Origin of the sequence: Streptomyces sp. 3330 (assembly GCF_031456635.1) — a bacterium.
GTDB lineage: Bacteria > Actinomycetota > Actinomycetes > Streptomycetales > Streptomycetaceae > Streptomyces.
The window spans coordinates 399,878-413,422 of record NZ_JAVDVA010000004.1 but is presented as its reverse complement, the minus strand read 5'-3'; the positions used below and the strand labels follow the sequence as shown (position 1 = coordinate 413,422).

Genomic DNA, 13,545 nt, shown 5'->3' with positions numbered 1-13,545 from the left:
GTCCGGTTTCGGCCGATCGGGCGGCCCGCCCTTCCCAACTGGTTTAGACCAATGCTAGATCTGGTGGCGCACCGAGTCCGCACGACCACGGCACGTCACCCACAGGAGGCGCGCGGCATGGCCCGCAGCACCACCCCCACCACCCCTCACGTCCACCCGCACCCCGACGACGGGCCGCTGTACCGGCGGATCGCCGCGGCGCTGCTCGGGGAGCTGCGCGCCGGCGCCTTCGCGCCCGGCGAACGGCTGCCCGCCGAACGCGAGCTGGCCGGGCACTTCGGCGTCAGCCGCCAGACCGTACGGCAGGCCCTGGAGGTCCTGCGCAGCGACGGGCTGGTCGAGACGGACCGGCGGGGCAGTCACGCCGCCCTGCCGGCCGGACCGCTCGGCACCCCGTCCTTCCTCGCCTTCCCCGTGGGCGCGCGGCCCGCGGACGACGCGTCCGCGGTGGCCCACGCCGCCGTGAGCTGGGAGACGCCCCCGCCCGGGCACGCCGAGGCGCTCGGACTCGCCCCGCACCGGCCGACGCTGGTGCACCGCTACGAGTCCGCCCGCACCGACGGACGCGGTCTGCGCACGGCCGTCACGTCCTTCTCCGCGGTGGCCCTGGCCGAGGTGGAGGAACTGGCCCGCTACCGCGACCGCGCCGACTCGGGCGCCTCCCCGGAGCTCCGGCGGGCCTACGACTGGATGCGCCGGGCGGGCCTGACCCTGCACCACCGGGACTGCATCACCCGTCTCGACGACGACCCGTCGATGCGGGTCACCCGGCACGTGCACGACCAGTACGCGCGCCCGCTGGAGATCACCGACCTGGTGGTGGACACCCGGCGGGAGGCGCTGGTCTACGCGTTCACGCTGCCCGCGGCGGGGTGATCCCGCCGGACCGGATCAGGGGTCAGTGCGGCGCGCCTCGACCATGCGCACCCGTGGACTTCCGTCGCTCCTCGTCCCGAACCCGGTCAGGGCGCGGAGGTCCACACGGAACCCGGCACGCTCCAGTTCGCGCCGCACCTCACCGAGCCGGAAGGCGCGGTAGTACATCACGAACGGCGGCCGCCACAGGGCGTTGCGCACCCGCATCACGGCGTCGAAGCCGAGGAGCGTCCAGAACGCCGGCGAGGACGGCCTCGGCGGGGCCAGGACAGGGAACGCGAAGCATCCGCCCGGCCGCAGCACGGTCCGCACCTGGGCGAACAGGCCCGGCAGCTCGCGGGGCAGGAAGTGCCCGAAGGCGCCGAAGCTGACCACGAGGTCGAAGGCGCCCGTGAACGGCAGGGCGCGGGCGTCCGCGCGCACCCAGGACACCGGCGGCCCCGCCGGTCGGGTCCGCCGACGCGCCTGCGCCAGCATCCCGGCGCTGAAGTCGACGCCGGTCACGCTCCCTTGGCACACCGTCGCCAGGACCTCGGCCCCCGCACCCGTGCCGCAGCACAGGTCGAGGCCGTCCTCGTAGGGCCCCGACTCCTTCAGGGCCGAGGCGACCGCGTCCAGGACGGCGTCCGGGGTGCGGAAGGGCGTGTGGTCGAACTTCGGCGCCAGCAGGTCGTAGCCGTGCTCGACGGACGACAGGGCCTGGACGGCGAGTTCGCGCAGCGTGGGACCTTCGGGACTGAACATCCGCGTCAGCCTACGGCCGCCCGCCGCTTCAGGAGCAGCAGGGCACGTTCGCACCAGGCCAGGTTCGTCTCCTCGAAGGCGATGCCGGCCATCAGGGTGAGATAGGGGCCGATCCGGTCGGCCTCGGTCAGATAGGCGTCCTCGGTGCGCCCGCCGAGGAGGCGGTCGCGCACCCGCAGGTAGCGGTCGAGCTTGGCGCGGGACCAGGCCATCCGCTCCTCGACCAGGCCGCGGGTCACCTCGGGGTCCACGCCGTCCATCGCCTGGATCCTGATGAGGAGTTCGTCGCGGATCGCGGTGGGCCGCCGCGGCGGGGTGGCGGCGAAGGCGTCCAGATCCGCGCGTCCGGCCTCGGTGAGGGTGAACATCCTCTTGTTCGGCCGGCGTTCCTGCTGCACCACCCGTGCCTCGATCAGGCCGTCCTGCGCGAGTCGCTCCAGTTCGCGGTAGAGCTGCTGCGGGGTCGAGGGCCAGAAGTTCGCGAGGGAGACGTCGAAGACCTTCGACAGCTCGTAGCCCGAGGCCTCGCCTTCCAGGAGCGCGGCCAGGACGGCGTACTTGAGGGACATATGGACACGGTAGCAGGACGCGATTATTGTCATCGACACTTACTCAATAAATTTACTACTCACGCGATGAGGTGATCCGATGCGCGCGTTCCGCGAGGCGGTCGAGGCCGGCGATCTCGAGGCCGTCGAAGCGCTGCTGGCCGAGGACGTGGTCTTCACCAGCCCGGTCGTGTTCAAGCCGTACCCGGGCAAGGCGATCACCGCGTCGATCCTGCGCGGGGTGACGCAGGTCTTCGAGGACTTCCGCTACGAGCGGGAGCTCGACGGGGCCGACGGGCGTGACCACGCGCTGGTGTTCAGGGCCCGGGTGGGCGAGCGGGAGCTGACCGGCTGCGACTTCATCCACCTGAACGAGGAGGGGCTCATCGACGAACTCACCGTCATGGTGCGCCCGTTGTCGGGCGCCCAGGCTCTCGCGGCGGCGATGGGTGCCCGGTTCGACCAGATACTCGAAGAGGCGGAGGCCCGGTCGGCCCCCGCCTCCTGACCTCAGGCCGCGGTGAGGGCGGGTACGCGGCGCACGGCGGGGTGATGGCGATCACGAACGCGCTGGACGCGCAGGAGGCCGGCCGCTGAGGCGCGATGCCCGCGGGCCGGCCGCCGTGCCGAGCGACCCCTCCTTGGCCGGGCCTCAGCCCCTGAGGTCCTCCAGGGTCGTCCGCGTGTCCGTCTTCAGGTAGCCGGTGACCTCGTCGAGCGTCGGCGGGTCGGTGTCCTCGTCGTACGAGGAGTAGTAGGCGCTGTAACTCATCGTGTACGTCACCCAGCCGTCGCGGACGGCGAGCGTGGCGTAGAGGGATCCGCTCGACGAGCCGGACGTGGTGTCGTTGCTGACGAGATAGGCCTCGTCGCCTATGCCCGTGACGGCCTCCACGTCGTAACCCGTGTGCGAGTCGCCGTAGTTCTCCCAGGCCGCGGTGAACTCCGGTCCCGGGTCGGTCTTCTTGTGCAGGTCCAGCTGGGAGTAGAGGTAGGCGTCCGCGTAGCTGGACGTGCTCTTCTTCAGGCTGATGCTGCACAGGCCCTCGTCGAGGGCGTCGTCCTTGAGGCTGTTGTGCGTCGGGGAGCTGTCGTTGTCCGGGTACTCCTCCTTGAAGGACGAGTAGTCCGTGGAGTTGCACAGGTTCGACGGCGCCGCGTACCCGCGCAGGTCCGGATCGGCCTCGGCGCTGACCAGGAAGACGCCGGCCGCCCAGGCGGCGGACGCGATCACCGCGCCGAGGGCCGCCCACAGAACGGCCTTCCCCGCGCCGCCGCCACCGCTTCCCGGCGGCGGTCCGACCACGGGGTACGGACCGTGCTGGAGGTAGGGGTTGACCGGCTGGGGCTGCACAGGCTGCCCGACCAGGGTCGGCTGGGCGTGGACGCCCGGCTGGCCGGCCTGCGTGGCGGGCGCCGCCGGCGGGAAGCCCAACGGACCGCCGGGGGCCGGCGACTGCGGATGCGGATAGGGGTACGCGCTCGGCTGGGCCGACGCGTCGGACGGCTGCTCCGGCTGCTGCGGGGGCTGAGGCGGCGTGGACATGACGTGAAGATAATGCAGAAATAGGGCCCAAGTCCTCGGCGGTCACGGATCGTTACCCTCTGAGGACATCTGCGACGGAACCCGGAAGAGGCCGGGCCGATCGCCCCGCCTCTCCTGGATGCCCTCTCGCCTCTCCTGTGTGCGCGGTGGCCTCATGTGTGCGGTTCCGTCGGTCCTTCTTCCCCTGGTCGCGTGGTCGCGCCGCTGGCCATGGTGAGGACGGCGGTCACCGGATCGGGGGCCCGCAGGCCCGGGGCGGGCGAGGAGTTCGAGGCGCCGGCCCTGTGCGTGGCGCGGCTGTGGGAGGCGCCCTCCGCGCCGGTCACGCCGGATCCGGCCGGCCGCCGCCGGACCCGTGCCGCGCATCCGGGAACAACCGCCGCCCTCGACGCGTTGACGCCATCGGGACCGAACGTCGTGCTACTGTGCCGACAGCACTTGTGTACGCCCCGCTTGTGGGCGCCGGTGCCGGTTCCCTTCAGTTCGCCGCATCACCCGTCGTCTTCGACCGGTTCCGCGGCTTTCCCGCAGCACCTCACCGACGGTCGTGTTCCGTGCCGTGGCCGAGGTGCTGTTCCCGCCGCCCGAGGTGCGCCGTGCGCCCTCCCTTCGCGGCCGCTCCCCCTCTTCGCATGCCTCATGCCTTCCGTCCGTGAAAGGACCCACCACCATGACCACCACTCTCGAACACCCCCCGGTGCGGCAGCAGCCGCCGGCCCGGGTCGCCGCCGGTCTCCTCGACGTCGACGCGAGCGGGAAGGGGCAGTTGCGCGCCGCGGACTGCCTCCCCACGTCCGCCGACCTCCAGGTCCCGGCCGCGCTGATCCGCCGTCACGGCCTGCGCCGGGGCGACCTCGTCGAAGGGGTGCGCGGTACCCAGCGCGCCCTCACCGAGGTCGCCCGCGTCGACGGCCGCCCGCCCGAGGAACTGCGCGCCCGCCGGCACTTCCGCGACCTCACTCCGGTCCACCCGCACGAGCGGCTCCGCCTGGAACATCCGGCTTCCGGCCTCGCCGGCCGGGTCACGGATCTCGTCGCGCCGATCGGCAAGGGCCAGCGCGGACTGATCGTCGCCCCGCCGAAGACGGGCAAGACCGTCCTGCTCCAGCAGATCGCCGCCGCCGTCGCCGGGAACCACCCCGGGGCGCGGCTGATGGTCGTCCTGCTCGACGAGCGGCCCGAGGAGGTCACCGACATGCGGCGCTCCGTGCGCGGCGAGGTGTACGCCTCGACGTTCGACCGGGCGCCCAAGCAGCACATCGCGCTGGCCGAACTCGTCATCGAACGGGCCAAGCGCCTGGTCGAGGCGGGCGAGGACGTCGTGATCCTGCTCGACTCGCTCACCCGGCTGTGCCGGGCCCACAACAACGCGGCCGCCGCCGGGGGCCGCACTCTCAGCGGCGGTGTCGACGCGACCGCGCTCATCGGCCCCAAGCGGTTCTTCGGCGCCGCGCGGGCGGCCGAGGAGGGCGGCTCGCTCACCGTCCTCGCCACCGCCCTGGTCGAAACGGGCTCCCGCGCCGACGACTTCTACTTCGAGGAGCTGAAGGGCACCGGCAACATGGAGCTCCGCCTCGACCGCGAACCGGCCTCCCGCCGGGTCTTCCCGGCCGTCGACATCAACGCCTCCGGTACCCGGCGCGAGGAACTCCTCTACTCCCCCGGCGAGTTGACCGCCGTGCGCGGGCTGCGCCGGGCCCTGCAGACGCGGGACGGCCAGGCGAACCTGGAGACGCTCCTGGAAAGGATGCGCGAGACCCCCGACAACACGGCCTTCCTGCGCCGCATCCAGCCCACCCTGCCCGCCGCCTAGGCGGAACGTGCGGCATCCGGGTGCACGCGCCCCCGTGTCCGGCACGGCCACCGCGGGGAACGCCGGGTTCATTCCTACGTTGATCGTATGACGATCGGATTCTCTTCCCGGGCCGCCGCCAAGGCGTGCGCGTTCTGTGTGGCGGGCCTCCTCGCCCTCGGCCCCGCCGCGGCCGCCGCCCCGGCGGGCGCGGACCCCGGAACGCCCGGGGGACCCGGTGCACCGGGTGGCCCGGCCGGTGCGGCCGGTGCGGGCGGTGGCCCGGGCGACCCGGGAGGCCCCCGGGCGGCGATGCCCCGGCCGTCCCTGCTCTACCGCTCCGGCACGCAGGTCAGACCCCACCGCGGCGCCCCCGAGGTCCCCGCCGTCTCGGCGCTGTCCTGGCTGGTCTCCGACGCGCGGACGGGCGAGGTGCTGGCCGCGTCCGACGCGCATCGCAGACTGCCCCCGGCCAGCACCCTCAAGACCCTGTTCGCCCTCACGGTGCTGCCGGTGCTGCCCGGCGAGATCCAGCACCGGGTGAGCGAGGAGGAGCTCCTGGGCATCGGGCCCGGAAGCAGCCTCGTCGGGGTCGCCGAGGGACGCACGTACCGGGTCGCCGACCTGTGGCGCGGTGTGTTCCTCAACTCCGGCAACGACGCCGTGCACGTACTGGCGGAACTCAGCGGCGGCTGGCACACCACGGCCACCCGGATGCAGGCCAAGGCCCGCTCCCTGGGCGCCCTGGACACCCATGTGCGGTCGCCCGACGGATACGACGCTCCGGGCCAGGTGTCCTCCGCCTACGACCTGGCGGTGTTCGGACGGGCGGGGCTGCGCAACGCCGACTTCGCGCGGTACTGCGGCACCGCGGAGGCGAGTTTCCCCGGCGACGGGGACGCCTCGTACGGGATCGTCAACACCAACCGGCTGCTGACCGGGGCGGACGGTGTGGAGCCGTACCCGGGGCTCATCGGGATCAAGAACGGCTACACCAGCAACGCCGGCAACACCCTGGTCGCCGCCGCCCGGCAGGGCGGACGCACCCTCGTCGTGACGGTGATGAACCCGCAGGCGGGCGGCGGCTTCGCGGTCTACGAAGAGGCGCGCGCGCTGCTGGACTGGGGGTTCGCGGCGGCCGGGCGGGTCGATCCGGTGGGCTCGCTGGACGCGCTGCGGGCCCGCCCGCGCCCGCAGCCGGGACCCGGGCCGGACGCGGAGCCCGAGCCGGCTCCCCCCGCGTCCTCGCCCTCGGCCGGCACCACGGTCGCCGCCGCCGTCGCCGCCGCGGACCCTCCCGGATGGGCGGAGGCGGCGCTGATCATGGGCGCCGCCGTGCTGGGCGGGTCGGCCGTGGCGCTCGTGCTGCGGTTCGTCGGCCGCCGTCCTTCGGGGGGCTGACCTACGGGCAGCCACACCAGCAGCCCGAGCGTGATCCAGGTGTAGGCGTTGCCGCCGAGGAAGCCGTCGACGCCGGACGCGTCGTCGCACCACAGCCACACCACGCTGGTGCACAGCACCGCGTACAGGGCGCCCGCGACGCGTGGGCGCCCCGCGCGGAGCAGCACCGCGAAGGACGGCAGCAGCCACACGAGGTGGTGCACCCACGTCACGGGGCTGACCAGACAGGCGGTGAGACCGGTCAGGGCGAAGGCCGCCTGCCAGTCCCCCGCGGCGACCGCCCGCCGGGCCCGCCACGCCCACCCGGCCAGCACCACGACGACCAGCACCGCCCAGAGCGCCCGGCTCTCCACGCCCAGCCGTGCCAGGACGCCCTGGAGGGACTGGTTGGAGACGTAGTCGAGCCGGCCCACCCGGCTCGTGTCCCACAGGGCCCGCGTCCAGTAGAAGCGCGAGGCGTCCGGGGCGACCAGGGCGGCGAAGGCGGTGGCGGCCGCCGCCACGGCCGTCGCCACCGCCGCCGCCCGCCATCGGCGGGTGACCAGCAGCAGGCCGATGAAGAGCGCGGGCGTGAGCTTGACGGCCGCCGCCAGACCGATGCCGACCCCGGCCCGGCGGGTCCGCCCGGACGCGAGCAGCCCGGCGTCGACGAGCACCAGGGCCAGCAGCAGCAGATTGACCTGGCCGAAGCTGAAGGTGTCCCGCAGCGGTTCGAAGAGCGCGAGCAGGCAGCCGGTGAGGCCCGCTCCGTACCAGCCGTACCGCCGCCACCGGGGTCCGACGCACACCCGTACGGCGAGCGCCAGCGCCGCCAGGTCGAGCAGCAGCGCGATCACGACCGCGGTGCGCAGCCCGACCAGCGCCATCGGCAGCATGACGACGGCCGCGAACGGAGGATAGGTGAACCCGTACGGCGTGCCCGGCACCCGGTAGTCGTAGACCCGGCCCCCGCCGTGGATCCAGCTGTCGACGGTGCCGTGGTAGACGCGCAGGTCGAACCAGTCGCGCAGCAGCGGCACCGTCGCGGTGAAGACGGTGACGACGACGGCGAGCGCGAGGAGCACCAGGAGGCGACCGCGGTCGGTGCGGGACAGCCTCACCCCGCGTACATCACCTGGTCTCACGCCGTACGTCCCAGGGCGGTCGGCGCCTGTGCCGCGAGCCGGGCCTGCCACAGCACGACCACGGCGAGCGCGCCGCCGGAGACGGCCAGGACCAGACGGCCGGTGTCGGCGGGCCCCCCGTCGGGCAGGACCGCGAGGGCGAGGACGCCCGCCACCGCCGCCGTTCGGTGGCGTACGAGGGTGTCGGGGGCCGCCGCCGCGATGAGGAACAGGCCCCACAGCGCGTACCAGGGGCGGATCGCCGGTCCGAGGGCGGCCACCGTGGCGAGGCTCAGCCCGAGCGCGTACACCGGGCGCGGACGCAGCCGCCACCAGATGACGACGAGGGCGGCAGCGGTGGCCGCGAGGCCCAGCACGTGCCAGACCGGCACCGCCCAGGGCGCCAGGCCGCTGCCCAGGCTCTCCAGGAGAGCACGGGTGGCGCGGCCCAGCAGGCTGGTGAGCGCCCAGTTGTGCGCGGAGACCGGCGTGTCGAGGGCGGATATCCAGCCGTAACCGGTGCCCGCGGCGGCGGTCGCCACGACCGTGGTGACCGCCGCCGCCGTGGCCGTGGCCAGCAGGGTCCGGACCGGGCGCCGGCCCGCGCGCAGGGACAGGACCACGATCGCCACGAGACCCAGCGCGGCCGGCGCCTTGACCAGGGCGGCCAGGGTGACCAGCACCGCCCCGGGCACCGGGCGCCGGCCGAGCGCGGCCACCAGCCCGGCGCCGAGCAGGCCCAGCATGATCGCGTCGTTGTGGGCGCCGGCCACCAGGTGCAGCAGCACCAGCGGATTGAGCGCGCCCAGCCAGAGCGCGGCGGCCGGGTCGGCTCCGCTGTGCCGGGCCAGGCGCGGCAGGGCGGCCGTCATGAGCGCCACCCCCGCCAGCGCGAGACAGCGCATACCGATCAGCCCGGCCGGGAGGGCGCCCCGGGTCAGCCCGGACAGGGCGGCGGCCACGGCGAGGAAGACCGGGCCGTACGGGGCGCCGGTGTTCCGCCACAACGGGGCGACCTCGTCGGCGAGCGGACCGCCGAGCCGGGCCGGACCGTGCGCGTACACGTCGAGATGCGCGTCCACCATGGCGCCCTGCGCCAGATAGCTGTAGACGTCCCGGCTGAACAGCGGCGGCGCGATCAGCAGGGGCGCCGCCCAGACGACGAGGACCAGGACGAGGGCGCGGGGGGCGGGCGGATCCGCGCCGCGCACCAGCGTGCCCAGCAGGATCCAGGCCGCGGTCAGCAGCACCAGCCCGAAGTACACGCCGACCAGGCCGAGTACGGCGTGCGCCGAGGACGGGGCCAGGAGTTCCCGGGCGGGCAGCGCGCCGGCCGTCTCGCCGCCGAGCGCGAGACAGGCGGTTCCGGCCAGGCCCAGAACCTGACAACGACGGAGATCGACGGGAAGGGCCTTGGTCAGCACCCTGTCATCGTGTCGGCGCCGGGTGACCGCGGAACGACATCGCGCCTGCCTGGCGGCGGCCTGCGCATGACCGGCGCGTGAGGCGGGAGCGGGGCGGGAACCGGAGCGGGAACCGGGGAGAGGTTCAGAACACCGACACGCCGGTCAGGGTCGTGAACCGGTCGAGGGCGGCCACTCCCGCCACCGAGTTGCCGCGTTCGTCCAGCCCCGGGCTCCACACGCACAGTGTGCAGCGGCCCGGTACGACGGCGATGATGCCGCCGCCCACCCCGCTCTTGCCGGGCAGGCCGACCCGGTAGGCGAAGTCCCCGGCCGCGTCGTAGGTGCCGCAGGTCAGCATCACGGCGTTGACCTGCTTGGCCTGGCTGCCGGTGAGCAGCCGGGTGCCGTCGGCGCGGACGCCGTGCCGGGCCAGGAAGCCGGTGGCCAGGGCGAGGTCGGCGCAGGAGGCGGTGAGGGAGCACTGCCGGAAGTACTGGTCGAGGAGGACCGGCACCTCGTTGTCGATGTTGCCGTAGGACGCCATGAAGTGGGCGAGGGCGGCGTTGCGGTTGCCGTGCGCGGCCTCGGAGGCGGCCACCTCCTCGTCGAAGCCGAGGGTGGGGTTGCCGCTCTCCGCGCGCAGGAAGCCGAGGAGTTCGCCCGAGGCGTCCCCCGTACGGGTCTGCAGCCGGTCGGTGACGACCAGCGCGCCCGCGTTGATGAAGGGGTTGCGCGGAATGCCGTTCTCGTATTCCAGCTGGATCAGGGAGTTGAAGGGGTTGCCCGAGGGTTCGCGGCCCACGTGCTCCCAGAGTTCGTCGCCCTCGCGGGCCAGGTCCAGGGCGAGGGTGAAGACCTTGGTGAGCGACTGCGTGGAGAACGGCACCCGCCAGTCCCCCACGCCGTACACCGTGCCGTCCGGCTCCGCGACGGCCATGCCGAAGCGGCGCGGGTCGCAGGCCGCGAGCGCCGGGATGTAGTCGGCGGGGCGGCCCCGGCCCGGGGTGCGTTCGATCTCCTCGGCGATGCGCTCCAGGACCGGCTGGAAGACACGGGACGACGTCGTGGTCATGATCACCATTGTGCCTCCGCGCCGGTCCCTGCGCGTGGTCGCGGATCGAGGGTGCCGGACGAGCGGGGTCAGGCGAGCGGTCCTCCGCTGCCCGCCAGGACCTCGGGGCGCAGCAGGGCGGTGAGCCGCTCCGCGGGCAGCAAACCCTTCTCCAGGACGAGTTCGGCGACTCCGCGACCGGTGGCGAGGGCCTCCTTGGCGATGTCGGTGGCCGCCGTGTACCCGATGTGCGGGTTGAGGGCGGTGACCAGGCCGATGGAGTTCTCGACGCTCGCGCGCAGCGCCTCGGTGTTGGCCGTGATGCCGTCCACGCAGCGCTCGGCGAGGGTGAGGCAGGCGGCGCGCAGGTGGGTGACGGACTCCGACAGGGAGTGCAGGATGATCGGCTCGAAGGCGTTGAGCTGGAGCTGTCCGGCCTCGGCGGCCATGGTGATGGTGACGTCGTTGCCGATCACTTCGAAGGCGACCTGGTTGACGACCTCGGGTATCACCGGGTTGACCTTGCCCGGCATGATGGACGAACCGGCCTGCACGGGCGGCAGGTTGATCTCGCCGAGCCCGGCACGCGGCCCCGAGGACAGCAGCCGCAGGTCGTTGCAGCTCTTGGAGAGCTTGACCGCGACGCGCTTGAGCACGCCGGACATCTGGACGAACGCGCCGCAGTCCTGGGTGGCTTCGACCAGGTTGGCCGCGGTGACCAGCGGCAGCCCGGTGATCTCGGCGAGGTGGCGGCGGGCGGCCTCGGCGTATCCGGGCGGGGCGTTGAGTCCGGTCCCGATGGCCGTGGCGCCCAGGTTGATCTCATGGATCAACTGGACCGCCTCGTCAAGACGGTTGCGGTCCTCGTCGATCATGACGGCGTAGGCCGAGAACTCTTGACCGAGCGTCATCGGCACCGCGTCCTGCAACTGTGTACGGCCCATCTTGAGCACGTCACGGAACTCGACGGCCTTGCGGGCGAAGGCGTCCTGGAGGACGGCCATGGCCTTGAGCAGGCCCCGCACGGCGAAGACGGTGGCCACCTTGACCGCGGTGGGGTAGACGTCGTTGGTCGACTGGCCGAGGTTGACGTCCTCGTTGGGGTGCAGGTACCGGTAGTCGCCCTTCGCGTGCCCGAGCAGCTCCAGCGCGCGGTTGGCGACGACCTCGTTGGCGTTCATGTTGGTCGAGGTGCCCGCGCCGCCCTGGACGACGTCGACGACGAACTGCTCGTGCAGCTTCCCCGCGCGGATCTCGCGGCAGGCGGCGACGATGGCGGCCGCCTTGTCCCGCGCGAGCAGGCCGAGCTCCTCGTTGGCGAGGGCGGCGGCCTCCTTGACGGCGGCGAGGGCGTCGATGAGATGCGGATAGGCGGAGATCGGCGTCCCGGTGATGGGGAAGTTCTCCGTGGCGCGCAGGGTGTGGACGCCCCAGTACGCGTCGGCCGGGACGTCCCGGTCTCCGAGCAGGTCGTGTTCGCTGCGGGTGACGGCGGCGGTCATGAGGGTGCGGCCTCTTTCCGAGGGTGAGGGTGGGGTGGAGCGGATGTCGTCCGGTGGGAAGGCGGCCGGCTCGGGCGGTACGGGGTGACGCCCGCCCGGGCCGGTCGCCGCACCCGCCCGGCGGTGACCGGACCGGTGGTTCGGGGTCGGCCGCGCGAGACGGCCGGGTTGCGGAGCGCCGCCGCCCGACGGCGGCGCCCGCCGACGCGGGGTGTGCCGGCGGACGGTCGGTCACCGGCGCGTGGGCGCGGCGCCGACGCGCGGCCGACGCCGGAGGGGTCTGCGGGCCGACCACGGCGGACGCCGGTGGGTGAACCTCAGGCATCCGGCCGCCCGCAGCCGGGCCCGGAGCGGGACACGCGACGGGCGACGCTCCCCCGGCGCCCGTGCGCGGCGCGGCCGGGGGGGCCGTTCGGCGCCCGCCCCCGCGCTGTCGCGGGCGAGGGCCAGGCCCGTCGGCCCCCGGCTGCCCGCCTGACCGGCGCGGTCGGACGGCAGGGCGCCCACAGGCGCCGGGCGCGGGCGCACCGGTCGTCGGCGCCCCTCAGGCGCAGGCGCGTGCGGTGACCGGGTCGAGCGCGCGGACCGGGCGGACACAGCCGACCGGTTCGCCGCCGCCGAGGAGCGGCTCGCCCGCGAACTCGGTGAGCAGGGCGGGGTCCACGCCGGCGCGGACGAGGGCGGCCGCGGCGACCGGGACGCGGGCGCGGTTCGCGCCGTCGGAGATCTTGACGGCGACGGCCCGGCCGTCCGGGAGCGCGGCGACCTCGACGCCCTCGAAGCCGTCCTTCGCCAGCAGCCCGGGCACGGCCCGCATCAGCGCGGCCACGTCCCGGCCGGAGCCGGAGGCCATCTCGGCGTGGTCGCGCATCGCGTCGGCCACGCGCGCCTCGGGGGTGCCGGGCGCGGAGGCGGTGACGCGGGCGGCGGCCCGGGCGAGGCCGTGCAGGGAGACCGAGAACAGGGGGGCGCCGCAGCCGTCGACGGTGACCCGTGCGATCCGCTGGCCCGTCAGGTCCTCGACGATCTCGGCGATCGCCTGCTGGAGCGGGTGCTTCGGGTCGAGGTAGTCGTCCAGGGACCAGCCGTTGAGCCGGCAGGTGTAGAGCATGGCCGCGTGCTTGCCGGAACAGTTCTGGGCCACGCGGGAGGGCGCGCGGCCCTCGCGTATCCACGCGTCGCGGACGGCCGGGCCGTACGGCAGGTCCGCGACGTTGCGCAGGTCGTCCTCCGAGACGCCCGCCAGCTCGAGGATCCGCCGGGTCCCGGCGAGGTGGCGTTCCTCGCCGGAGTGACTGGCGGCGGCGAGCGAGAGCAGCTCGCCGTCGAGCGGCAGCCCGGCCCGCACCATGGCGACGGCCTGGACGGGCTTGAGCGCGGAGCGCGGGTAGAAGGCGGCCTCGACGTCGCCGAGCTGGAGCTCGATCTCGCCGCCCGCGCCGAGGACGACGACGGAACCGTAGTGGATGCCCTCGGTCACCCCGCCGCGGACGAGGTGGGCGACGGGGGCGTGGAGGGGTTCGCGGATCGCGGGGGCGTCGGCGAGGGAACTGCTGTACATCACTGCCTGCATCAC

At 74.0% G+C, this 13,545-nt stretch carries 10 protein-coding genes and 2 pseudogenes; 4 read left to right on the top strand and 8 right to left on the bottom strand.

Going from position 1 to position 13,545, the window contains the following annotated elements; all coding sequences use genetic code 11:
* Positions 1-117 precede the first annotated feature (117 nt).
* Positions 118-876: a winged helix-turn-helix domain-containing protein gene (locus J2X68_RS09895; protein WP_310432095.1), complete on the top strand. Its 759-nt coding sequence runs from the start codon at positions 118-120 to the stop codon at positions 874-876.
* A gap of 15 nt (positions 877-891) precedes the next feature.
* On the opposite strand, the gene J2X68_RS09890 is transcribed toward J2X68_RS09895, so the two are convergent.
* Together J2X68_RS09890 and J2X68_RS09885 are read right to left on the bottom strand one after the other, a co-directional pair.
* Positions 892-1,620 carry a class I SAM-dependent methyltransferase gene (locus J2X68_RS09890; RefSeq protein ID WP_310432094.1) on the bottom strand — a complete coding sequence of 243 codons (729 nt, stop codon included), beginning with the start codon at positions 1,618-1,620 and terminating at the stop codon, positions 892-894.
* Between the two features lie 5 nt (positions 1,621-1,625).
* Positions 1,626-2,189, bottom strand: coding sequence for a PadR family transcriptional regulator (locus J2X68_RS09885; RefSeq protein ID WP_310432093.1), 564 nt, complete (start codon positions 2,187-2,189; stop codon positions 1,626-1,628).
* Positions 2,190-2,268: 79 nt separating this feature from the next.
* On the opposite strand from J2X68_RS09885, the gene J2X68_RS09880 reads away from it, so the two are divergent.
* Positions 2,269-2,676 carry a nuclear transport factor 2 family protein gene (locus J2X68_RS09880; protein ID WP_310432092.1) on the top strand — a complete coding sequence of 136 codons (408 nt, stop codon included), beginning with the start codon at positions 2,269-2,271 and terminating at the stop codon, positions 2,674-2,676.
* Positions 2,677-2,820: 144 nt separating this feature from the next.
* On the opposite strand, the gene J2X68_RS09875 is transcribed toward J2X68_RS09880, so the two are convergent.
* Entirely contained in the window at positions 2,821-3,714 is an 894-nt protein-coding gene (locus tag J2X68_RS09875; protein WP_310432091.1) for a hypothetical protein, read from the bottom strand.
* Between the two features lie 670 nt (positions 3,715-4,384).
* Here J2X68_RS09875 and rho point away from each other — a divergent pair.
* Together rho and J2X68_RS09865 are read left to right on the top strand one after the other, a co-directional pair.
* Positions 4,385-5,527 carry a transcription termination factor Rho gene (rho, locus tag J2X68_RS09870; RefSeq protein WP_310432090.1) on the top strand — a complete coding sequence of 381 codons (1,143 nt, stop codon included), beginning with the start codon at positions 4,385-4,387 and terminating at the stop codon, positions 5,525-5,527.
* Between the two features lie 87 nt (positions 5,528-5,614).
* A pseudogene (locus tag J2X68_RS09865) lies at positions 5,615-6,517 on the top strand (D-alanyl-D-alanine carboxypeptidase family protein); the annotation flags it as partial.
* An 83-nt stretch (positions 6,518-6,600) separates the two neighbouring features.
* On the opposite strand, the gene J2X68_RS09860 reads toward J2X68_RS09865, so the two are convergent.
* From J2X68_RS09860 to J2X68_RS09840, 5 genes and pseudogenes are all read right to left on the bottom strand, one after another.
* A complete protein-coding gene (locus J2X68_RS09860; protein ID WP_310432089.1) occupies positions 6,601-8,007 on the bottom strand; it encodes a glycosyltransferase 87 family protein in 1,407 nt (468 codons plus the stop codon).
* Positions 8,008-8,027: 20 nt separating this feature from the next.
* Positions 8,028-9,479: pseudogene (gene mptB / locus J2X68_RS09855) on the bottom strand (polyprenol phosphomannose-dependent alpha 1,6 mannosyltransferase MptB); the annotation flags it as partial.
* A 79-nt stretch (positions 9,480-9,558) separates the two neighbouring features.
* The gene (locus J2X68_RS09850) at positions 9,559-10,497 is read right to left on the bottom strand and encodes a glutaminase (protein WP_310432088.1); all 939 of its coding nucleotides are present in this window, start codon (positions 10,495-10,497) and stop codon (positions 9,559-9,561) included.
* 59 nt (positions 10,498-10,556) lie between these two features.
* The gene (aspA, locus tag J2X68_RS09845; protein ID WP_310432087.1) at positions 10,557-11,969 is read right to left on the bottom strand and encodes an aspartate ammonia-lyase; all 1,413 of its coding nucleotides are present in this window, start codon (positions 11,967-11,969) and stop codon (positions 10,557-10,559) included.
* A gap of 544 nt (positions 11,970-12,513) precedes the next feature.
* Positions 12,514-13,530: an asparaginase gene (locus tag J2X68_RS09840; RefSeq protein ID WP_310432143.1), complete on the bottom strand. Its 1,017-nt coding sequence runs from the start codon at positions 13,528-13,530 to the stop codon at positions 12,514-12,516.
* Between the last annotated feature and the right edge of the window lie 15 nt (positions 13,531-13,545).

What these genes read in the sequence shown, in the direction of transcription:
- J2X68_RS09885 (WP_310432093.1), bottom strand. Translation starts at nt 2,189, where the DNA reads ATGTCCCTCAAGTACGCCGTCCTGGCCGCGCTCCTGGAAGGCGAGGCC.
- aspA (WP_310432087.1), bottom strand. Translation starts at nt 11,969, where the DNA reads ATGACCGCCGCCGTCACCCGCAGCGAACACGACCTGCTCGGAGACCGG.
- J2X68_RS09875 (WP_310432091.1), bottom strand. Translation starts at nt 3,714, where the DNA reads ATGTCCACGCCGCCTCAGCCCCCGCAGCAGCCGGAGCAGCCGTCCGAC.
- J2X68_RS09880 (WP_310432092.1), top strand. Translation starts at nt 2,269, where the DNA reads ATGCGCGCGTTCCGCGAGGCGGTCGAGGCCGGCGATCTCGAGGCCGTC.
- J2X68_RS09895 (WP_310432095.1), top strand. Translation starts at nt 118, where the DNA reads ATGGCCCGCAGCACCACCCCCACCACCCCTCACGTCCACCCGCACCCC.
- J2X68_RS09840 (WP_310432143.1), bottom strand. Translation starts at nt 13,530, where the DNA reads ATGTACAGCAGTTCCCTCGCCGACGCCCCCGCGATCCGCGAACCCCTC.
- J2X68_RS09890 (WP_310432094.1), bottom strand. Translation starts at nt 1,620, where the DNA reads ATGTTCAGTCCCGAAGGTCCCACGCTGCGCGAACTCGCCGTCCAGGCC.
- rho (WP_310432090.1), top strand. Translation starts at nt 4,385, where the DNA reads ATGACCACCACTCTCGAACACCCCCCGGTGCGGCAGCAGCCGCCGGCC.
- J2X68_RS09850 (WP_310432088.1), bottom strand. Translation starts at nt 10,497, where the DNA reads ATGGTGATCATGACCACGACGTCGTCCCGTGTCTTCCAGCCGGTCCTG.